The 23331-nt window shown below is 70.2% G+C and carries 4 protein-coding genes; all 4 read left to right on the forward strand.

The features are described from left to right. Positions 1–191: 191 nt before the first annotated feature. The 4 genes from QFZ76_RS49900 to QFZ76_RS49915 all read left to right on the forward strand — a co-directional run bounded on the left by QFZ76_RS49900 (position 192) and on the right by QFZ76_RS49915 (position 23315). Entirely contained in the window at positions 192–1775 is a 1584-nt protein-coding gene (locus tag QFZ76_RS49900; RefSeq protein ID WP_307679866.1) for a class I adenylate-forming enzyme family protein, read from the forward strand. A 55-nt stretch (positions 1776–1830) separates the two neighbouring features. Continuing rightward, positions 1831–3099, forward strand: coding sequence for a 5-aminolevulinate synthase (gene hemA, locus QFZ76_RS49905; RefSeq protein WP_307679867.1), 1269 nt, complete (start codon positions 1831–1833; stop codon positions 3097–3099). Positions 3100–3116: 17 nt separating this feature from the next. Beyond that, positions 3117–4637 carry a long-chain fatty acid--CoA ligase gene (locus tag QFZ76_RS49910; RefSeq protein WP_307679868.1) on the forward strand — a complete coding sequence of 507 codons (1521 nt, stop codon included), beginning with the start codon at positions 3117–3119 and terminating at the stop codon, positions 4635–4637. 105 nt (positions 4638–4742) lie between these two features. Next, positions 4743–23315 carry a type I polyketide synthase gene (locus tag QFZ76_RS49915; protein ID WP_307679869.1) on the forward strand — a complete coding sequence of 6191 codons (18573 nt, stop codon included), beginning with the start codon at positions 4743–4745 and terminating at the stop codon, positions 23313–23315. Positions 23316–23331 lie beyond the last annotated feature (16 nt).

Genomic DNA, 23331 nt, shown 5'->3' on the forward strand with positions numbered 1-23331 from the left:
ACCGCATCGAGAACGCCGACGCCCTGGGTGGCCGTCGGGTACGCGCGCCGAACGGCTACCCCGATCGGGGTGCCCTCCGACACTCCGTTGTAGCCAGTCGAACGATCTACCGCTTACTTCAATTGCATGGTGAGGATTGAACCCTCAATTGGATGACGTCGTGAAAGTCGGCAAGGTTGAAGGAAGGTCCCATGAGCCTGCCTGAGTACTGGTGGAGCACAAGTCGAAGTTATGTCTCGGAGGTTCTCTCGCTGCTCGCAGCCACGCCGGATCGAGATGTGGTTCATTGGCGTGGCAAGGCCTTCTCTGGCGGCGACCTGATTCTGTCCGTGACGGAAACATTCCTTGCGCTGCGCAACCGCGGAGTGGGTAAGGGCGATGTAGTAGCGATTCTTGCCGCACCCAACAGCCCTGAGATGCTCACCGCGCGGTACGCGACACACCTGCTCGGCGGCGCCGTGTGTTATCTGCGAACCATCAATCCTGGTACCAGGACGACGGTCCTTCCGTTGGATCACCAGATCCAAATCCTGCGCGAAACCGAAGCCGTGACCGTCTTTGCCGACGCCGAGAGTTCGGAACGCGCGACCGAGCTTGCTGATGCAAGTGGCGTCCCCGTAACGCTAGTTCCTGATGGGGAACGCAGTGAGGTCGGCCAGGCCGGCGGCGTCGATGCCTCGGACGCCGTGTCATGGGATCCGGAGGCGCTGGCCTTCATCGGCTTCACCAGTGGCAGCACGGGCCGGCCCAAGGGCATCCGGTTGTCGGGCCGCGCGTGGGAAGCCACCGTGTCTGCATGGATGGGCGTCGGTCGTGAATACGACTGCGCGTCGATCCTGGTGTCGACCCCGCTCAGTCACGGCGTTGCCGCAATGGTGGACGCAGTCTTCGCCCTGGGCGGAGCGCTCTACCTCCACGAGAGCTTCGATGTCGAGAAGTTCGTGGACACCGTCTCCGCGGAGAAGGAGGTCTCGTGGACGTTCATGGCGACGAATCACGTGTTCCAACTCATCGACCATCTGGCCGAGCGAGGAATCCGTGACCCTGCCGCTGTGGAAGCTGCGGGCCTGTCTTCGCTGAAGCGGATCGTCTACGGCGGCAGCCCAGCGGCACCCGCGAGAATTACACAGGCTTTTCAGCTCTTCGGCCCTGCTCTGGCGCAGGGATATGCCACGAGTGAGAGCGGTCGGATCACGATCCTGACGCCCCAGGAGCACGGCGACCCAGAACTCGCGGCCACCGTCGGTCGGCCCTTCCCTGAGGTGGAGATCGTCGTCTGCGACTCCAAATCGGGCGCGCAGTTGGCGGCGGGGGAGGTCGGCGAGGTCCGTGTCCGCTCGCCGCAGCTGATGGACGGCTACAACGACAACCCGGAGTTGACTGCACAAGTTCTCCGCGACGGCTGGTACTTCACCGGAGATATCGGTCGTCTCGATGAGCGAGGCTATCTGACTCTCTTGGGTCGGGTGGCCCACGTCATTAAGGTCGGCGGCGTCAAGGTGCATCCCATAGTTCTCGAGGCGGAATTCCTCTCCCACCCGGGTGTCCGGCACGCCGCCGTCTACGGCGTGCAGGACGCGGACGGCAGCGATCACATCCACGCCGCAATCGAATGCGATCCGGCTGAGGTGGTCGACGTGGACAATATCCGCGCGAGGATTGCTGAGACGCTTTCTCCGATTCACGTGCCCGAGAAGATACACGTGCTGAGCGCTCTGCCGATGAACGGCAACGGCAAGCCCGACAAGGTGCTCCTGAAGTCGCAGTATTCCTAGCGTGAACCTTTCGGTTCGCAGGTCAATCCAACCGCTACGTCGAGAAGGCGAGTGAATGAACGTTCACCTGGCATCGTACCTGAGTGGGACAACCGCTGACGATCTTGCTGGGAGCAGGCGTGAGTTCCTGGAGATCGGCCGTCGTTCCGGTGACTACCCCATGGCCGCCGCCCGGCGCGACGGGGTCGATTCGGAAGTAAACGTCTGGTGCAGCAACGACTATCTCGGAATGGGGCAGAACCGCCAGGCCATCGCGGCCATGCAAGCCGCGATAGACATCCATGGCGTAGGCTCCGGAGGTTCCCGGAACATCGGTGGAACCAACCATTACCACGTCCTTCTCGAAAATGAGCTGGCGGATCTTCACGGCAAGGAATCCGCTCTCCTCTTCACATCGGGATACACGGCCAACGAGGGATCCCTCACCGTGCTGGCGGGGACGCCCAAGGACACCGTCGTATTCTCCGATGCGAAGAACCACGCCTCGATCATCGACGGTCTCCGGCACAGCGGCGCGAAGAAGCACATCTTCAGGCACAACGACGTCGCCCACCTGGAAGAGCTGATCGCGGCCGCTCCCGCCGACTGTCCGAAGCTCATCGTCGTGGAATCGGTCTATTCCATGTCGGGCAACGTTGCGCCGCTCGCCGAGATAGCCGACATCGCGGACAAGTACGGTGCCACGACCTTCATCGACGAGGTCCACGCGGTCGGCATGTACGGCCCGCAGGGCGCCGGCATCGCCGCGCGGGAGGGTATCGCCGACCGGTTCACGGTCGTGATGGGTACCTTGGCGAAGGGGTACGGGGCGGTCGGCGGCTACATTGCGGGCCCGGCGGCCCTCGTGGACGCGGTGCGGACCTATTCGCGCTCGTTCGTCTTCACCACCTCGCCCCCGCCGGCGGTCGCGGCCGCTGCGCTGGCGTCGGTTCAGTACCTGCGGTCCTCCGATGTCGAGCGAAAGTCTCTCTCGGAGAACGCGCGGCTTCTGCACAACCTCCTGATCGCGGCCGACATCCCGTTCATCTCGACGGACTCCCACATCGTTGCGGCCTTCGTCGGTGATGACGATCTGTGCAAGCGGGCGTCCCAGCTGCTGTTCGAGCAGCACGGGATCTACGTCCAGTCCATCAACGCCCCGAGCGTGCCCGCGGGCGAGGAGATCCTGCGGATCGCTCCGTCTGCCGTGCACGATCAGAAGGATGTCGAGACCTTCGCCGACGCCCTTCATGGGATCTGGAAGGACCTGAACATCCCGACCGCGAGCGCCCGGGACTGGTCCACCTCCGAACTCCGCGGTCGCGGCGCCCGCACCGCCGGATGAGCATGTCCGTTGCAGGCGTGCTCGCCGACACGGCAGCGCAGCGCCCCGACCACTCGGCCGTGATCCACGACTCCGAGCACTTCACCTACGGGTGGCTGTGGGAACAGGCACGTCGCTACGCCGCCGTGCTGCGAGCCAACGGGGTACGGCCAGGAGACCGGGTCGCCATGCTCCTGGTCGACACCCCGCTGTTTCCCGTCGTGTACTTCGGCGTGCTGGCGGCCGGCGCCGTCGCGGTCCCGCTGAATGTCATGTCGACCGCATCGGAGATCGATCACGTACTGACCGATGCGGATGCCCGTTTTCTGGTGTGCGACGCCTCCTTGCTCGCCCAGGCGAGAGAGGCGGCGGAGCCGGTCGGCACGGTGCTCCTCACCGTCGGCCCGGGCCCTGCGGGCACTGTCGACCTGGAGAACGCGGCACGGGACGCGGCGCCGATCGACGATTCCGCGGTGCGGGAACTCGACGACGTCGCGGTCGTGTTCTACACGTCCGGTACGACGGGCGAGCCGAAAGGGGTGATGCTCACCCACCGGAACATTCTGTACAACGTCGAGAGGATGGTCACCACTCCGTACATGTTCCGGAGTGACGACGTGTTGCTCGGGTGTCTGCCGCTGTCGCACGGCTTCGGTCAGATCTGCGGCATGCTGACCGGCTTCCGCGCCGGTATATCCATCGTCATGATGCCGAGGTTCTCCGGGCGGGAGGCCCTCGCGCTCATGACGGAACACCGATGCACGGTGTTCATGGGAGTGCCGACCATGTACGTCAAGCTGCTCGACGCGGTGGGTCAGGGAGGGCAAATTCCTCGACTCGACCGCGTATACAGCGGGGGATCGGCGCTTCCGGCCAGGACCCTCGAAGAGGTCCGAAGCACGTTCGCATGCCCTGTGTACGAGGGCTACGGGATGACCGAGACCTCCTGCAGCGTCGCATATCACTATCCGGGCGTGACTTTTCGACCCGGAACGGTCGGTGTTCCGATCACCGGCATCACTGTCGGTATAGCCCGGCCGAATGCCGACAGGATCGAACTCCTGCCGGTCGGTGAGGTGGGCGAGATCGTGGTGAGCGGTCCGACCGTCATGGCCGGATATCTCGGCCGCCCGGATATCACCGCCGAGGTTCTGGCCGACGGCTGGTTCCTCACCGGCGATCTCGGCCGGCTGGACGATGACGGCTACCTTTCGGTCGTGGGCCGTAAGAAGGACTTGATTCTTCGCGGCGGCTACAACGTCTATCCGCGTGAGATCGAGGAGATCCTTCTCGGGCATCCAGCCGTGGCGCAGGTGGCGGTCATCGGTGTTCCGCACCCTGAGCTCGGTGAGGAGGTCTGGGCGATTGTCGTTCCGGCCCGGCCGGAGGATCTCACCGCTGGATCGGATGACGAGATCATCGAATGGGGCAAACAGCGGCTCGCCGCATACAAGTACCCTCGGCGGGTCGAGTTCACCGACGGTCTCCCCTTGGGAACCAGCGGAAAAGTCCTCAAAAGGAAGCTCGTCTCGAAATACGAGCCGGCCATCAGCTCGTAACTGCAAAAGGCAGAATCACATCGGGATAACACCCACGGCGCGGCTGCGGGTGCTATGCCCCCGCTCAGGCATCGTACGTAACAAATAGGTAGGGCGTACTCGACCATGGTTGAATTCCAAGCTGACACGTCGGTATCGGCCGAGGCGATCGCCATCGTCGGTATGTCCTGCCGACTGCCGCACTCGGAGAACCCCGCGCATCTGTGGCGGTTGCTGCGCGACGGCCGCAGTGCGATCGGCGCGCCCCCGGCGGGCCGCCCCGAACTGCCCTCTCGGCCAGGGGGCTATCTCGAGGACGTCAGCGGCTTCGACGCAGGCTTCTTCGGCGTCAGTCCGCGTGAGGCGTCGTCGATGGACCCGCAGCAGCGGCTGATGCTCGAACTCGCCTGGGAGGCACTGGAGGACGCCAGGATCCTCCCGTCCGATCTCGCCGACAGCCGGACCGGTGTCTTCGTCGGCGTCATCGCCGACGACTATGCCGCCCTCACGCGTCAGCACGGGGACGAAGGCATCACCCGCCACACCCTGACCGGTCTCAACCGCGGCGTCATCGCCAACCGGATTTCCTACACCCTGGGTCTGCACGGACCGAGTGCGGCCGTGGACACCGGCCAGTCCTCCTCCCTGGTCGCCGTGCACCTGGCAGCCGAGAGCCTGCGCCGCGGCGAGTCCACCACGGCCATCGCCGGCGGCGTCAACCTCAACCTGGTGCCGGACAGCACCACCAGCGCCGAGCGGTTCGGCGCGCTGTCACCGGACGGCCTCAGCTTCACCCTCGACGCGAGGGCGAACGGATATGTACGCGGTGAGGGCGGCGCGTTCGTCGTGCTCAAACCGCTGCACGCTGCCGTGGCAGACGGCGACCCGGTCTACTGCGTGCTGCACGGCAGCGCGATGAACAACGACGGAACCACCGAGGGTCTCACCGTCCCGAGTCCGGCCGGCCAGCAGGATGTCCTGCGGCAGGCGTACACGCGCGCCAACGTGTCCGCAGAGCAGCTGCAGTACGTCGAACTGCACGGCACGGGTACCAAACTGGGTGACCCGATCGAAGCGTCGGCTCTGGGCGCGGTGCTCGGTGACGGCCGCGTGGACGGAGCCGAGCTGCGGGTCGGATCGGTGAAGACCAACGTCGGACACCTCGAGGGTGCCGCCGGCATTGTCGGCCTGCTGAAAGCGGCGCTCTGCATCCGTCACCGCGAGCTCGTGCCGAGCCTGAACTTCGAAACCCCCAACCCAGACATTCCGTTCGACGAGTTGAAGCTCGCCGTACAGCGCGGCGTCGAGGCATGGCCGCGGCCGGACGAGCCGCTCTACGCGGGTGTCAGCTCGTTCGGTGTGGGCGGTACGAACTGCCACGTCGTGCTGTCGGACTGGAACACCGAGTCGGCCGCGGCGGAGCAGTCGCCTGGCGCCGCGTCCGGCTCGGGTGCGGTGCCGTGGGTGGTGTCGGGCAAGTCGGCTGAGGCAGTGGCCGGTCAGGCAGGGCGGCTCGTGTCGTTCCTGGAGGAGCAGCCGGGGCTGGATGCCGCGGCGGTGGGGCGCTCGCTGGCCGTGTCGCGTGCTCGTTTCGATCACCGTGCGGTGGTTGTGGGGGAGACGCGCGAGGAGCTGCTGGCGAGTCTGCGGGCGTTGGCCGCGGGTGTGCCTGCGGCCGGTGTGGTGACCGGTCGTGCGGTGCCGAATGGTCCGGGTAAGACGGTGTTCGTGTTCCCGGGTCAGGGTTCGCAGTGGCAGGGCATGGCGCTGGAACTCTTCGATTCCTCGCCGGTGTTCGCCGCGCGGTTGGTGGAGTGTGAGCGGGCGTTGGAGCCGTTCACGCAGTGGTCGTTGCTGGATGTGTTGCGGGGTGTGGAGGGTGCGCCCGGGTTCGACCGGGTGGATGTGGTGCAGCCGGCGTTGTGGGCGGTGATGGTGTCGCTGGCGGCGTTGTGGCGTTCGGTGGGTGTGGAGCCGGATGCGGTGGTCGGTCACTCGCAGGGTGAGATCGCGGCGGCTGTGGTGTCGGGGGCGCTGTCGCTGGAGGATGCGGCGAAGGTCGTGGCGTTGCGCAGCCGGGCGATCGTGAAGCTGGCGGGTACGGGCGGGATGGTGTCGGTGGCCCTGCCGGCCGACGAGGTCCGCGAACTCATCACCCGTTGGGACGGCGCCATCGACATCGCCGCACACAACGGCCCCGCGAGCACAGTCGTCTCCGGCGACCCGGAGGCCCTGGCCGACCTCGTCGCTCAAAGCGAGGCCAAGGGATACCGTGCCCGCACCATTGCGGTCGACTACGCCTCTCACTCCGCCCACGTCGACTTGCTCGAGGACGAGCTGCGGGAGCTGTTGGCCGACGTCACGCCGCACACCGGTGACATCACGTTCTTCTCCACCGTCACCGGGCAGCCGCTGAACGGTGAGGAGCTCGACGGCGGGTACTGGTTCCGCAACCTCCGCCAGACCGTCCGGTTGCAAGAGGCCACCCGTGCGCTGCTCGGCGACGGGCATCACGTCTTCATCGAGGTCAGTGCCCACCCGGTGCTCACCTCGGCCCTCAGCGACACGGCCGAGGAGGCCGGCGTCGGCGGCACCGTTGTCGTCGGATCGCTGCGGCGCGACGACGGCGGACAGGATCGTTTCCTGACCTCGGTCGCAGAGGCGCACGCAGGCGGTGTCGAGGTGGACTGGGAGCGCCTTCTGCCGGGTTCGGGTCTGGTGGACCTGCCCACGTACGCCTTCCAGCGTGAGCGCTTCTGGCTGGAAGGTGCGGCGACCGGGCCGGTCCAGGTCCGGACCATCGCGGCACAGCGGAGCGGTCCGAAGCGGTCCGCGCCGCGCGGCGATGAACTGGAGCTGGTGCGTGCGCACGCGGCAGCAGTGCTCGGTTACGGATCAGCGCGCGACGTGGACATCGACACGACCTTCAAGGACCTGGGCTTCGACTCCGTCTCCTCCGTCGAACTCCGGAACGCGCTGAGCAAGGCCACCGGGCTGTCGCTGCCCTCCGGCCTCCTCTTCAACCACCCGACCCCGGCCGTACTCGCCGAACACCTCAGTGGTCAGCTCCTCGGACTGGACCAGGGCCAGGATGACGACGAGTACGAGGCCATAGCCCTTGACGAGCCGATCGCGATCGTGGGCATGGCATGCCGGATGCCGGGCGGGGTCGCCTCTCCTGAGGACCTGTGGCGTCTGGTCTGCAGCGAGGTCGACGCGGTCGGCGCATTCCCGACCAACCGGGGCTGGGACCTCGATTCGCTCTTCACCCCCGATCCGGACAGCCCCGGCAAGACCTACGCCACCCAAGGCGGTTTCCTGCACGACGCGGACCGGTTCGATGCCGAGTTCTTCGGCATCAGCCCCCGCGAGGCGGCGGCGATGGAGCCCCAGCAGCGGCTGCTGCTGGAGACGGCCTGGGAGGCCTTCGAGCAGGCGGGCATCGACCCTGCCGCGCTGCGCGGGACCCGCACCGGCGTGTACGTGGGCGCGACAGCACAGGAGTACGGGCCGCGGCTGCACGAGCCGTCCGGCGGATACGACGGCTACCTGCTGACGGGCAACACCGCCAGTGTGGCCTCGGGCCGGCTGGCCTACACCTTCGGGCTGGAAGGGCCGGCGGTGACGGTCGACACCGCCTGCTCGTCCTCGCTCGTCGCGCTGCACCTCGCCGCGCAGTCGCTGCGCCAGGGCGAGTCCTCGGTGGCCATCGCCGGCGGTGTGTCCGTCATGGCCACACCCGGCATGTTCGTGGAGTTCTCCCGGCAGCGCGGGCTGGCGCCGGACGGGCGGTGCAAGGCGTTCTCCTCGTCGGCGGACGGTACGGGCTGGGCCGAGGGCGTGGGTCTACTGGTGCTGGAGCGGCTGTCGGACGCGGAGCGCAACGGGCACCAGGTGCTGGCGGTGATCCGTGGTTCCGCCGTGAACCAGGACGGTGCGAGCAACGGTCTTTCGGCCCCGAACGGGCCTTCGCAGGAGCGGGTCATCCGCGCCGCGCTGGCCAACGCCCGCCTGTCGGCGTCCGAGGTGGACGCGGTGGAAGCGCACGGCACGGGCACCAAGCTCGGCGACCCGATCGAGGCGCAGGCGCTGCTGGCCACCTACGGCCAGGACCGCGAAGAGCCGCTTCGGCTCGGCTCGCTGAAGTCGAACATCGGTCACACGCAGGCCGCGGCGGGTGTCGCGGGCGTCATCAAGATGGTCATGGCCACGCGTCACGGGGTGCTCCCGGCGACGCTGCACGTGGACGAGCCGACCTCGCACGTCGATTGGTCGGCCGGCGCGGTCAAGCTGCTGACGCAGACCCAGCAGTGGCCGGAGCTCGACCGTCCCCGCCGGGCTGGCATCTCGTCCTTCGGTATCAGCGGTACCAACGCACACCTCATCGTCGAACAGGTCACCGAGAGCGAAGCTCCGGTGGAGGAGCCGTCGGTGCCGGGACCGGTGCCGTGGGTGGTGTCGGGAACGTCGGCGGCTGCTCTGTCGGAGCAGGCGGATCGGCTGGTGTCGTTCCTGGAGGAGCGGCCGGAGCTGGACGTGGTGGCTGTGGGCCGTTCGCTGGCCGTGTCGCGAGCTCGTTTCGATCACCGTGCGGTGGTCGTGGGGGAGACCCGTGAGGAACTCCTGGACGCTCTGCGGGCGCTGACCCCGGGCGAGGCCGTCTCGCCGGGTTCGCTGGCGTTCCTGTTCTCCGGGCAGGGTAGTCAACGTGTGGGCATGGGCCGTGAGTTGTACGCGGCGGAGCCGGTGTTCGCGGCCGCGTTCGACGAGGTTGTCGCGGCGTTGGACGTCCACTTGGACCGTTCGCTCGCCGATGTGATCGAGGGTGAGCCGGAACTGCTGCAGCGGACGGCCTTCACTCAGCCGGCGTTGTTCGCAATCGAGGTGGCCCTGTTCCGTCTGCTGTCTCATCACGGGGTGACCCCGGATTACCTGGTGGGTCATTCGGTGGGTGAGCTGGCGGCGGCCCATGTGGCGGGTGTGCTGTCGCTTGAGGACGCGGCGCGTCTGGTGTGTGCGCGGGCGCGTTTGATGGACGGTGTTGCCGAGGGTGGGGCGATGGTTGCCCTGAACACGGGCGAAGCGCGCGTCGCCGGGTGGCTCGAGGATCGCTCCGGTGTGGATGTGGCCGGGCTCAACAGCCCCACCAGCACCGTGATTTCCGGTGACGAGACGGCAATCCTCGAAGTCCTGGAGCTGGCTCGCGGGGAGGGTGTGAAGGCGACGCGGCTGAAGGTGAGCCATGCTTTCCACTCCGCGCACCTGGACGGAATGCTGGCGGAGCTCACCGAGGTCGCCCGGAGTCTGACCCATGCGGCTCCCCGGATCCCGATCGTCTCGAACGTCACCGGTGACGTGGTTGAGGAATTCACTGCCGAGTACTGGGCTGCTCAGGCCCGTTCGGCCGTCCGTTTCGCCGACGGCATCGCCACGCTGGCCGGGCTTGGTGTGACGGCGTTCGTGGAGCTGGGTCCCGACGGGACTCTCGCGGGTCTGACGGGCGAGTGCCTGGCCGACACCGAGGGCATCGTCGTGGTTCCGGTGCTGCGCAAGGACCGTGCCGAGAAGCCTTCCCTCCTCGCCGCCCTGGGCGCTGTGCACGCACATGGAGTGGGCGTGGACTGGGAGACGTTCCTGCCGGGTTCCGGTGTGGTGGAGCTGCCGACGTATGCGTTCCAGCGTGAGCGTTTCTGGTTGGACGCGCCGCGTTCCGGTGATGCGGCGGGCCTGGGTCTGACGGCCGTTGATCATCCGTTGCTGGCTGCGATGATCACGGAGCCCGACGGTGACGCGGTGCAATTCTCCGCTTCGGTGTCGTTGTCTTCGCATCCATGGCTGGCTGATCACGCGATCGGTGGGACGGTCCTGGTTCCGGGGACGGTGTTCCTGGAACTGGCGGGCACCACGGCCGAGCAGCTGGGTTACGCCACCGTCGAGGAACTCACCCTCCAGACACCCCTGATCCTGTCGGAGAAGACGGGCGCTCAGCTGCGGCTGACCGTCGACCGGGCCGACGCGCGCGGCGATCGTCAGTTCACCGTGTACTCGCGGACCGGCGAAGAGCAGTGGACCGCCCACGCGGCCGGCCTGCTCACGTCCTCCGTCCCCTCGCCGGGCGTTTCCCTGGACCAGTGGCCCCCGGCCGATGGCACCCCCATCGCGCTGGACGGCGTCTACGACCGCCTCGACGACTTGGGCTACGGCTACGGGCCGGCCTTCCACGGCCTGCGCGCCGCCTGGCGCGCCGGCGACGACCTCTTCGCCGAGGTCGCCCTGCCCGACCAGCTCCACACCGACGCCGCGCGCTTCGGCGTGCACCCCGCCGCGCTCGACGCGGTTCTGCACCCGCTCGTACTCGTGCTGGAGGGCGCGGCCTCGGCGCAGGACGACAGCATGATCCGTCTGCCGTTCTCGTTCTCGGGCTTCGTACTGCACGCGGTCGGTGCCACGGTGCTGCGTGTGCGCTGGACCCGTACCGGCCAGGACACGGCCCGTCTGGCTCTCGCCGACGGCGCCGGCGCTCCGGTGGCGGCGATCGAGTCGGTCGCCCTGCGGCCGATCGCCCGCGATCAGCTCGCCGTTGCCGGCCCGGGCGTGGAGTCCCTGTACCGGGTGGCCTGGGAGGCCCTCCCGGCGGCCGAGCCGGTCGCCGACCAGCGGTGGGTCCGGCTGGGCGAGGCGCCCTACGCCGACCTCGCCGCGCTCGGCGCCGCGGTTGACGCCGGATCCGCCGTTCCGGAGTTCGTGGTGATCGGCGGGCAGGAGCTCGCCGCCGGTACCACCGGTGATGTACTCGACCAGACCCACGCCACGGCGGCGCGCGGGCTGGAGGCGGTGCGGGAATGGCTGGCCGCCCCGCAGTTCGGGGAGAGCCGCCTCGTCCTCGTGGTGCCGGACGGCGCGCTGCACACGGCCCCGCTCGTGGGCCTGATCCGTACTGCGCAGACCGAGGAGCCCGACCGCCTGGTCCTCGCCCACGTGGACGAGGACGGTCCGGAGCTGCTGCCTGCCGTGTTGGCTTCGGGTGAGCCTGAGGTGGCGGTGCGGGGCGGCGAGTTGTTCGTGCCGCGTCTGACGCGTGCCGCGGGTGTCGTGGCGGGTGCGGTGGAGGGCCTGGATCCGGAGGGTACGGTCCTGGTGACCGGTGCTCTGGGAACGTTGGGCCGTCTGGTGGCGCGCCGGTTGGTGACGCACCACGGTGCCCGGCACCTGCTGCTGGTGTCGCGTCGCGGTGGCGAGACCCCGGGTGCCGCCGAGTTCGTGGCGGAGCTGGCGGGGTTGGGCGCCCGGGCTCGGGTGGCGGCCTGTGACGTGTCGGACTTCGACGCGGTGGCGGGTCTGCTGGACGAGGTCGCGGTCGAGCGTCCGCTGACCGCCGTGGTGCATACGGCGGGTGTCCTGGATGACACGACGGTCGCCTCGCTGACGGCCGGCCAGCTGGAGCGGGTGATGCGTCCCAAGGTGGACGCGGCCTGGAACCTCCACCGCCTCACCGAGTCCCTCGGCCTCGCCTCGTTCGTCATGTTCTCGTCCATCGCGGGTCTCATGGGCAACGCCGGCCAGGGCAACTACGCGGCGGCCAACACCTTCCTCGACGCCCTCGCCCAGCACCGCCGCACCCAGAACCTGCCTGCCATCTCCCTCGCGTGGAGCCTGTGGGACAGCGCCGACGGCATGGCCGCAACCCTCGCCGACGCCGACGTCGCGCGGTGGAAGCGGAGTGGAATCGTCCCGCTGACGCCGGAACTGGGTCTCGATCTGTTCGACGCGGCGCTCGCCTCGGCGGAGCCGCTGCTGGTCCCCGCCGAACTCGATCTGGCCGCCCTGCGCGCCCGGGCCGCGGAGAACGCACTCCCCGAGCTGTTCACCGGCCTGGTCCGCGGCCGGCGCCGACAGGCGGCCGGCGCCGACTCGTCATGGGTCCAGCGGCTGATCGCACTGGCAGCGGAGGAGCGGGCGCAGGCCGTCCTGCGGACCGTACGGGAGACCGTGGGGCTGGTTCTCGGGCACGGGGCCAACGCCGACATCGACCCGGCCAAGGCCTTCATGGACATCGGCTTCGACTCCCTCACGGGTGTCGAACTGCGCAACCGGCTCATCTCGGTGACCGGGCTGCGCCTGCCCACCACCCTCGTGTTCGACCACCCCTCGCCCCAGGCGGTGGCGGACTTCCTGCTGGACCGGCTTGAAGCGACCGGAACGGCGGTCGTGTCGTCGGTGACCGCCCACGCTGCGGGACTGGACGAGCCGATCGCCGTGGTCGGCATGGGGTGCCGCTACCCGGGCGGAGTCGCCTCGCCGGAGGACCTGTGGCGGCTCGTGGCGCAGGGCCGGGACGCGATCGACGAGTTCCCGTCCGACCGCGGCTGGGACGTCGAAGGCCTCTTCGACCCGGACCCCGAGAAAATCGGCAAGTCGTACACGCGCAAGGGCGGATTCCTCTACGAGGCCGCCGAGTTCGATGCCGAGTTCTTCGGACTGAGCCCACGTGAGGCGATCGCGACCGACCCGCAGCAGCGTGTGCTGCTGGAGGTCGCCTGGGAGGCGCTGGAGCGCGCGGGAGTCGACCCCGCCTCGCTGCGCGGTTCCTCGACCGGTGTCTACGCGGGTGTGATGTACAACGACTACGGGTCGCGGCTGGGGAGTGCTCCGGAGGGCTTCGAGGGGCATCTGCTGACGGGCACGATCGGGAGCGTCCTGTCGGGCCGGGTGGCCTACACGTTCGGCTTCGAGGGGCCGGCGGTGACGCTGGACACGGCGTGTTCCTCGTCGCTGGTGGCGGTGCACCTGGCCGCTCAGGCGCTGCGCCAGGGCGAGTGCTCGATGGCACTGGCCGGCGGTGTCACTGTGATGTCCACTCCGACGACCTTTGTCGAGTTCTCGCGTCAGCGTGGTCTGTCGCCGGACGGGACGTGCAAGTCGTTCGCGGCTTCGGCGGACGGTACGGGTTGGGCCGAGGGCGCGGGCATGCTGGTGCTGGAGCGTCTGTCGGACGCTCAGCGGCTCGGCCACAACATCCTTGGCGTGATCCGTGGTTCCGCGGTCAACCAGGACGGTGCGAGCAACGGCCTCACCGCCCCCAACGGGCCCTCGCAGGAACGCGTCATCCGCCAGGCCCTCGCCAACGCCCGTCTGGCTCCGCACGAGGTGGACGCCGTCGAGGCGCACGGCACCGGTACCCGGCTCGGTGACCCGATCGAGGCCAACGCGCTGCTGGCCACCTACGGCCAGGACCGCGCAGAGCCGCTGCGTCTGGGATCGATCAAGTCGAACATCGGTCACACGCAGGCTGCCGCGGGTGTCGCGGGCATCATCAAGATGCTGATGGCGATGCGTAACGGTGAGCTTCCGGCGACGCTGCACGTGGACGAGCCGACACCGCACGTCGACTGGTCGACGGGTGCGGTGGAGCTGGTCACCGAGCGTCGGGCATGGCCGGAGGTGGCGCGACCGCGTCGTGCGGCCGTGTCCTCGTTCGGCATCAGTGGCACGAACGCCCATGTGGTCCTGGAGCAGGGCCCGGAGCCGGTCGTGGCCGTCGAGCCGGTGGTGGCGGGGCTTCCGCTGGTGGTCTCGGCGAAGAGCGAGGCGGCCCTGGCGGCGCGTGCCGGCCAGGTGCGTGAGGTGCTGGCCTCGGAGACCGTCGACCCGGCGCGGGTGGCTTCGGCTCTCGCGACCCGGGTCCCGCACCTGCCCGTCCGGGCGGCGGTTTCGGGCGCCGGCCGGGATGAGCTGTTGGCGGGTCTTGAGGCGCTGGCCTCGGGCGGGTCCGCGGCGAACCTGGTGCAGGGCGCGGTCACGGGTCCGGGCAAGACGGTGTTCGTGTTCCCGGGTCAGGGTTCGCAGTGGCAGGGCATGGCGCTGGAACTCTTCGACTCCTCACCGGTGTTCGCCGCCCGGCTGGCAGAGTGCGAGCGGGCGTTGGCGCCGTTCACGGACTGGTCGCTGCTGGACGTCCTGCGCGGTGAGGAGGGTGCGCCCGGCTTCGACCGGGTGGAGGTGGTGCAGCCCGCGCTGTGGGCGGTGATGGTGTCCCTGGCCGCGTTGTGGCGTTCGGTGGGCATCGAACCGGATGCGGTGATCGGCCACTCGCAGGGTGAGATAGCGGCGGCCGCGGTGTCCGGGGCGCTGTCGCTGGACGACGCGGCGAAGGTCGTGGCGTTGCGCAGCCGGGCGATCGTGAAGCTGGCGGGTACGGGCGGGATGGTGTCGGTGGCCCTGCCGGCCGACGAGGTCCGCGAACTCATCACCCGTTGGGACGGCGCCATCGACATCGCCGCACACAACGGACCGCGTTCCGTGGTGGTCGCCGGAGAGGTGACGGCTCTTGAGGAGCTGGTCGCCCACTGCAAGGACAACAACATGCGCGCCAAGCGCATCCCGGTCGACTACGCCTCCCACTCCGCACACGTCGAAAGCCTGCGGGACGAGCTCCTCGACGCCCTGTCCTCGCTCACCCCGCGCGCCGTCACGGTGCCCTTCCACTCCACCGTCACCGGGCAGCCGCTGGACGGCACGGAGCTCGACGGCTCGTACTGGTTCCGCAACCTGCGCCAGACCGTCCAGCTGGAGGAGGCCACCCGCACCCTGCTCGACCAGGGCCACCGCGTCTTCATCGAGGCCAGCGCCCACCCGGTGCTGACCGTCGCGCTCCAGGAGACGATCGACGACACGTCGTACGACAGCGCCGTCACCGTGCCCTCGCTCCACCGTGACGAGGGTGGACTCGACGACTTCCTCGCCTCCGCGGCGCAGGCCCACGTCTGGGGCGCCCCGCTCGACTGGGCTGCCGTGGTCGGCGGACCCGGCGCGGTCGTCGACCTGCCGACCTACCCCTTCCAGCGCCGGCGCCACTGGCTGGAGGGCCCGGCGCCGGTCGGGGACGCGGGCGGGCTCGGCATGGCCGCCGAGCGGCACCCGCTCATCGGCGCCGCGCTCTGGACGGCCGACGAGGACAAGCTGGTCCTGAGCGGCAGGATCGCCGTGAACACCCAGCCCTGGCTGGCGGACCACGCCGTCGCCGGCACGGTGCTGCTCCCAGGCACTGCCTTCGTGGACCTCGCCGTCCGGGCGGGTGACCACACGGGCCTGGACCAGCTCGACGAGCTGACCCTCCAGGCACCGCTGGTGCTGGCCGGCCGCGGCGGAGTACAGCTCCAGGTCGTGGTCGACGCCCCGGACGAGGAGGGCCGGCGCGCGCTGTCGGTCCACTCCCGGCCGGAGCCCGAGTCCGACGACGCCGCGATCCACCCGTGGACCCTGCACGCCACCGGCGTACTGGGTCACGCGGAAGGACGCGCGGGCGTACCGGCCGACACCGCCTGGCCCCCGGCCGGCGCCGAGCCGGTCGACCTGACCGTGGCGTACGACACGCTCGCCGAGCGGGGCTTCCAGTACGGACCCACCTTCCAGGGCCTGCGGGCGCTGTGGCGCGCCGGCCAGGAGATGTTCGCGGAGGTCGCGCTCCCGAAGGACGTCCTCCCGGGCGAGTTCGGGATCCACCCGGCCCTCCTCGACGCCGCCCTGCACCCGCTGGCGCTCGCGGAGGACGGCCGCCTGGTGCTGCCGTTCGCCTGGACCGGCGTTCGGCTGCACGCGGTGAACGCCAGCGTGCTGCGCGTACGGATCACCCCGGAAGGCTCGGGTGCCGCCCTGTCCCTCGCCGACGCGAGCGGTGCGCCGATCGCGTCGGTGCAGACGCTCAGCCTGCGCGCCATGGACCCCGCACAGCTGGCCGGCTCGGGCACCCCCCGCCAGCCGCTGCTCCAGGTGGAGTGGACGGCCGCCCCGCAGGCCGCCCCGGCCGCCGAATGGGCGGTCCTCGACGAGTCCAGTCACGGTCTGCCCGCCCCTCTGGGCAGCTACTCGGACCTCGCCGGCATGGTCGCAACCCCGCCGCTCGTCGTGGTCCCCTTCTCCGGTGAGGACGGCCCCGGCGCCGTGGCACACCGGGCCCTGCGGCTGGCTCAGGAGTGGCTCGCCGAGGAGCGGTTCGCCGACTCGCGCCTGGTGTTCGTGACCCGTGACGCGACCACCGCCCGCACGGAGGCCGGCCTCAGCTCGGCTCCCGTGTGGGGGCTGGTGCGTACCGCCATGGCCGAGAACCCCGACCGGTTCGGGCTGCTGGACCTGACGGACTGGGACCTCTCCGAGGCCGAGCTCGGCCGTGCGCTGGCCGTACCGGACGCGCAGATGAGCCTGCGGGACGGGGCACTGCTCGTACCGCGGCTGGTCCAGTCGCCCACGGCCGGTGGCACCGTGCCCGCCCTGAACCCCGAGGGCACCGTGCTCATCACGGGCGCCACCGGCACCCTGGGCCGGCTGTTCGCCCGCCACCTCGTCGCCGAACACGGCGTACGGCACCTGCTGCTGGCGAGCCGCCGCGGCAGGGACGCGGCGGGCATGCTGGAGCTGGAGGCCGAACTCACGGCTCACGGAGCCGACGTGTCCGTGGTCGCCTGTGACACCGCCGACCGCACGGCGGTCGCCGCGATGCTGGACGCGATCGCCTCGGAGCACCCGCTCACCGCCGTCCTGCACACCGCCGGCGTCCTCGACGACGGCACGCTGCACGCCCTCACGGCCGAGCAGCTCGACACCGTGCTGGGTCCCAAGGTCGATGCCGCCCGGCACCTGCACGAGCTGACAGCCGACCTGGAGCTGGACGCGTTCGTCCTGTTCTCCTCGCTGGCCGGTACGGTCGGCACCGCGGGACAGGCCAACTACGCTGCGGCCAACACCTATCTGGACGCCCTCGCGCATCACCGCCAGGCCCTGGGCCTGCCCGGTACGTCGCTGGCCTGGGGTCTGTGGGCCGAGGGCAGTGGGATGACCGGTCACCTGACCGACGCCGACCTGGCCCGCATGTCCCGGGGCGGCATCGCCCCGATCGGCAGCGAGCAGGGGTTGGCGTTGTTCGACGCGGCGCTCGCGACCCGTCGGCCGGTGCTCGTTCCGGCGCTGCTGGACTACACCGGACTGCGGGCACAGAGCGCGGACGGCACGCTGCCCGCGCTCTTCCACGGCCTGGTGCGTCCGGCGCGGCGCGCCGCCGTCGGCGAGCAGGCGGGCGGGAATTCCCTACGGGAACGCCTGGCACCTTTGGGCTTCCAGGACCAGGAGCGCGCGCTGCTGGAACTGGTGCGCGGCGTGGTGGCCTCCGTACTGGGGCACACCGACGCCGATCAGGTCGCGCCCGACCGGGCCTTCAACGAGTTGGGCTTCGACTCGCTCAAGGCAGTGGAACTGCGCAACCGGCTGAACGCGGCCGCAGGGTTGAAGCTGCCCGCCACGCTGGTGTTCGATTACCCGAACACGGTCGAGCTGGCCGGTTTCCTGCGGAACGAACTGCTCGGCTCGGCCGCCGCGGTCGCCGAGGCCGAAGCGGTCGTCGGCGCCTCCGACGAGCCAATCGCGATCGTCGCGATGGCCTGCCGCTACCCGGGCGAGGTCAGCTCGCCGGAGGAGCTGTGGGCGCTGCTGTCCGACGAGCGGGACGCCATCGGCCCCTTCCCGGACGACCGCGGCTGGGACCTGGACGGTCTGTTCGACGCGGACCCCGACCACGTGGGCACCTCGTACACCCGGCACGGCGGATTCCTCTACGAGGCTCCGCAGTTCGACCCCGAGTTGTTCGGGGTGAGCGACCGGGAGGCCACCGCCATCGACCCGCAGCAGCGCCTGCTGCTGGAAGTCTGCTGGGAGGCCTTCGAGCGTGCGGGCATCGACCCGACCTCTCTCAAGGGCAGCCAGACCGGTGTGTTCGCCGGTGTCATGGCCAACGACTACGCGGCCCGTCTGAAGGACGCCCCCGAGGCCCTGGAGGGCTACCTGTCGGTCGGCAGCACGGTCAGTGTCGCCTCCGGCCGCGTCGCTTACACCTTCGGCCTGCAGGGGCCGGCGATCACCGTCGACACCGCCTGCTCCTCCTCGCTCGTCTCCATCCACCTCGCGGCCCAGGCGCTGCGCAACGGCGAATGCGGGCTGGCCCTGGCCGGTGGGGTGACCGTACTGGCCGCGCCCACCATGTTCGTGGAGTTCAGCCGGCAACGCGGCCTGGCACCGGACGGCCGGTGCAAGTCCTTCTCCGCTCAGGCGGACGGGGCGGCCTGGGCCGAAGGCGCCGGAATCCTCCTGCTGGAACGGCTCTCCGATGCCCAGCGCAACGGCCGCAAGATCCTCGGCGTGATCCGCGGAACCGCCGTCAACCAGGACGGTGCGAGCAACGGCCTCACCGCCCCCAACGGCCCCTCCCAGGAGCGGGTGATCCGCCAAGCCCTGACCAACGCGGGCCTGACCACCGCGGACGTCGACGCGCTGGAGGCCCACGGCACCGGCACCACGCTGGGCGACCCGATCGAGGCCCGGGCCGTCCTCGCCACCTACGGGCAGGAGCGCCTGTCGCCCCTCCTGATGGGCTCCCTGAAGTCCAACATCGGACACTCCCAGGCCGCCGCCGGTGTGGCCGGCGTCATCAAGATGGTCATGGCGATGCAGCACGGGGTGCTCCCCAAGAGCCTCCACATCGACGAGCCCAGCCCGCACGTGGACTGGTCCGCCGGCGAGGTGGAACTGCTCAGCCAGGCGGTGCCGTGGCCCGAGTCCGAGCGGCCGCGCCGGGCAGGCGTGTCCTCCTTCGGCATCAGCGGTACCAACGCCCACGTCATCGTGGAGCAGCCGCCGACTGAGGGCACGGTACCGGCGGCCGAGCCGATGCCGGTCGTGCCGCTGCTGCTGTCCGGGCACAACGAAGCGGTCCTGCTGGCTCAGGCCGACCAGGTGGGCGCGGCCCTCGCCGACATCGGGCAGCAAAACCTGGCATCGACCGGCCGGACCCTGGCCGTCGGACGGGCCGGACTGCCGCACCGCGCCGTGGTGGTGGCCTCCACCGCCACCGAAGCGGTCGACGGATGCGCGGCACTCGCCGTGCGGGGCACACCCGTGGACGGCCGTACGGCCTTCCTCTTCACCGGCCAGGGCAGCCAGCGACTCGGCATGGGCCGGGATCTGTACGCCGCCTACCCCGCCTACGCCGCGGCCCTGGACGCCGTATGCGAAGAGCTCGACCGATGGCTGGAAACGCCGCTGCTCGACGTCCTCTTCGGTGAGGACCCGGCTCCGCTGGACCAGACCGGTTTCACGCAGGCCGCCCTGTTCGCGACCGAGGTCGCGCTCTTCCGGCTCCTCGAGGGCTGGGGCGTACGGCCGGACTTCCTCGCGGGCCACTCCATCGGTGAGCTGGCCGCCGCGCACGTTGCCGGCGTCCTCTCGCTGGCGGACGCGGCGCAACTCGTCGCGGCCCGCGGCCGGCTGATGCAGGCACTGCCCGGCGGCGGCGCGATGCTCGCCGTGCAGGCCGAGGAGCAGGAGGTGCTGCCGCTGCTCGCCGGACGGGAGGACCTGCTGGGCATCGCCGCCGTCAACGGCCCCACCTCCGTGGTGCTCTCGGGCGACGTGGAAGCCGTGGAGGCCGTCGGAGCCGAACTCTTGGCCCAGGGACGCAAGACGAAGCGACTGCGCGTCAGCCATGCCTTCCACTCCCCGCACATGGACGCGATGCTGGACGAGTTCCAAACGGTCGCGAAGGGGCTCACGTTCGCCGCGCCCACCATCGCGATCGTCTCCACTCTGACCGGGCAGCCGGTCGCCGCCGAGGAACTGGCCACGCCCGAGTACTGGGTCCGGCACGTCCGTCAGCCCGTGCGCTTCCTGGACGCGGCACGCGCCCTGGAAGCCGAAGGCGTACGGACCTTCCTGGAGCTCGGCCCGGACGGCGTGCTCAGCGCGATGGGGCAGGACTTCCTCGACGCAGGATCGCTCCTGGTCCCGGTGCTGCGCGGCGGGCGCCACGAGCCGCACACCGCCGTCACCGCCCTGGCCCACGCCCACGTACGGGGCGTGCCGGTGGACTGGCGCGCACTGTTCGGCGAGCACGCCGGACCGGCCGCGGACCTGCCGACCTACCCGTTCCAGCGCCGGCGCTACTGGCTCACGGAGGGGCCCGGCGGCGGCGACGTCAGCTCAGCCGGACTCGATTCCGCACGGCACCCGCTGCTCGGGGCGGCGGTTGTGCTCGCCGACTCCGACGGTGTCCTGTTCACCGGCCGGATCTCGGCCCGCAGCCACCCCTGGTTCGCCGACCATGTGGTCGCCGGCACGCTGCTGGTTCCGGGCACGGCCCTGGTGGAGCTCGCCCTCCACGCGGGCGCCTCGCTCGGCTGCGAGCGCCTGGAGGAACTCGCCCTCCAGGCACCTCTGGTCCTTCCCGACGAGGGTGCGCTCCAGCTCCAGATCACCGTCGGCGGCCCCGACCAAGACGGCCGCAGGCCGGTCACCGTCCACTCGCGCGGCGAACAGGAAGGCGACGTCTGGAACCGGCACGCCACCGGAACCGTGGTGGCCGCCGTTCCCGGCAGCCCCGAACCCGACCTCGCGTCCTGGCCTCCGGCCGGCGCCGAAAGCCTGCCGGTCGAGGACCTGTACGACCGCCTCGCCGACCGGGGCTACGACTACGGCCCCGCCTTCCAGGGCCTGCAGGCGGCATGGCGTTCGGGCGAGGACCTCTATGCCGAGGTAGGGCTGTCCGCCGACCCTGATGGATTCGCTCTGCACCCGGCACTGTTCGACGCCGCGTTGCACGCACTGCTCCTGGAGGAGTCGGCCGGACTGCGGTTGCCCTTCTCCTTCGGCGGCGTCCAGCTGACCGGATCCAGGACCGGCACTCTGCGGGTCAAGCTGTCGGCCGGCCCGGACGGAACGGTCGCGGTCGGCATCGCCGACGACACGGGGGCGCCGGTCGCCACCGTCGCCTCGCTCGCCCTGCGGGCCCTGCCGGCCGGGACCGCGCTGACCCGCCCCTCCGACCAGCTCGTGTACGCGGTGGAACGGGCCGGCGTGGAACTGTCCACCGGTGGCGACACGACCATCGTTGTCCTCGGCGAGACCGACCTTGGACTCGCCGCCGAGCACCACACGGACCTCGCCGACCTGGCCGCCTCGACGGCGGGCGGCGCGCCCGCACCCGACGTGGTGGTCCTTCCGGTACGCCCGGCCACTCCGCAGGAGACGGGCCCGGTCACGGAGGAGGTGCTCGCGGTACTGCGGCAGTGGCTCACAACCGACGCGCCGGCCGGAGCGCGGCTCGCCGTGGTCAGCACCGGGGAACTGGCGCACAGCGCACTCTCCGGGCTGATGCGGACCGCCGAGTCGGAACACCCGGGACGTTTCCAGCACGTGATCACGGACGGCCTGCCGGCCGGCCGTGAGCTGCTGGCCGCGGCCCTGGCCGACCCCCGGCCGCGGCTCGAACTGTCCGAGGGACAGGCCTACGTGACCCGGCTCGCCAAGGTCCCGTCCCCGGTCCGGACCCCGGACGTCGACGACGCGTTCGACCCGGAGCGTACGGTGCTGATCACCGGTGGCACGGGCGCACTGGGAGCCCAGGTCGCCCGGCACCTGGTGACCGGCCGCGGAGCCCGTCGCCTGCTGCTCACCAGCCGGCGAGGCGGGGCGGAGGACCTGGTCGCCGAACTGACAGCGCTCGGCGCGGACGTGCGGGTCGCGGCATGCGACGCGGCCGACCGCGACGCGCTGGCCGGGCTGCTCGCCTCGATCCCGGACGAGCACCCGCTCACCGCGGTCGTGCACGCGGCCGGAGTCGTCGAGGACGCCACGCTGGAGGCCATGAGCCCGCAGAGCCTCTTCCGGGTCCTGCGGCCGAAGGTGGAAGCCGCCTGGAACCTGCACGAGCTGACCGCTGGACTGGAGCTGACGGACTTCGTCCTGTTCTCTTCCGTCGCCGGCCTGGTGGGCAACGCCGGACAGGGCAACTACGCCGCCGGTAACACCTTCCTGGACGCGCTCGCCGAACACCGGCGTGCCGAGGGCCTGCCCGCCGTGTCCCTCGCCTGGGGTATGTGGCAGGACGGCATGGCGAGCGACCTCGACCGTGCCGACCGGGCCAGGCTCGCGCGCAACGGGATCCTGCCGATGCCGACCGACCGGGCCCTCGTGGCCCTCGATGCGGCCCTGGCCGGAGCCAAGGCGCCACAAGCCGCAGGCGAGGCGGGGACCCGGCCGGTGCTCGCACCGGTGGCACTCGACCTCGCGGTGCTGCGGAGCCTCGGGGACGCATTGCCCGAGCTGTATCGGGGCCTGGTGCGCACCGAGCGCCGAGCCGGCCGGCGTGCTTCCGCTCCGGCGGAGATCCCGCTGGCGCAGCGGCTCACCGGCCTGGACGCGGAAGCGCAGCATCAGCTAATGCTCGACCTCGTCAGGGATCAGGTCGGCATCGTCCTGGCGCACCCGGCCCCGCGGACGATCGACGTCCAGCGCGGACTGCTGGATCTGGGCTTCGACTCCCTCACCGCGGTGGAACTGCGCAACAGGCTGAACACCCTCACCGACGTGCCGTTGCCCAGCACGCTCGTCTTCGACCACCCGACCGCCCAAGCCGTCGCCGAATACCTGCGGGGTGTGCTGGTCGGCGAAGTGGCAGACCCGGTCCAGGCAGCCCTGGACGCACTGGAGGCCGCCCTCTCGGCCGCTGGCCCGTCGGACGGCGACGGACCGGCAGGAGGGTACGCCGCGCGACTGCGCGGCCTGCTTCGGACGGTGGACGGCGGCGCCGACGGCGCCGACCTCGACCTGGCGACCGACGACGAACTCTTCGCGGCACTTGACAACGAACTCGGCAGGTAGACATGAACAACGAGCA

This window comes from Streptomyces sp. V4I2 (genome assembly GCF_030817655.1).
Classification (GTDB): Bacteria; Actinomycetota; Actinomycetes; order Streptomycetales; family Streptomycetaceae; genus Streptomyces; species Streptomyces plumbiresistens.

Bases quoted from the DNA above. Each gene is read 5' to 3' on its own strand.
- QFZ76_RS49900 (WP_307679866.1), top strand. From the start codon at position 192: ATGAGCCTGCCTGAGTACTGGTGGAGCACAAGTCGAAGTTATGTCTCG.
- QFZ76_RS49915 (WP_307679869.1), top strand. From the start codon at position 4,743: ATGGTTGAATTCCAAGCTGACACGTCGGTATCGGCCGAGGCGATCGCC.
- hemA (WP_307679867.1), top strand. From the start codon at position 1,831: ATGAACGTTCACCTGGCATCGTACCTGAGTGGGACAACCGCTGACGAT.